The organism is Shewanella sp. T24-MNA-CIBAN-0130 (assembly GCF_040310185.1).
GTDB lineage: Bacteria > Pseudomonadota > Gammaproteobacteria > Enterobacterales > Shewanellaceae > Shewanella > Shewanella psychromarinicola.
Map to the genome: position 1 here is coordinate 1 of NZ_JBEOPP010000380.1, position 261 is coordinate 261.

1 pseudogene is annotated in these 261 nt (G+C 41.0%); it reads right to left on the bottom strand.

The features are described 5' to 3' along the window. Positions 1-261 (bottom strand): annotated as a pseudogene (locus AAEZ02_RS22810) (patatin-like phospholipase family protein); the annotation flags it as partial.

Sequence of the window (261 nt, forward strand, 5' to 3'; positions counted from 1 at the left end):
GTTTTGTCATAGTGTTGTAAACGCACTTTGCGAGACAGGTTTTTATCAAACCAACCCGGCTTTAATGTCGAGCTGAAATGTGGATACAGAGTTAAGCCTTCATTTTGAATATTAAAATCAAAATGATAGTCAATAATTCCGCCATCTCGATACATACCTTGAGGGCAGTCAGCAATGTCTTTTATGCCTTGCATCACCATAGGGATCGAGCCAGACGCTAATAGCGCTGCTTTGATATTACGCTGGCTTAATGCCATAGAC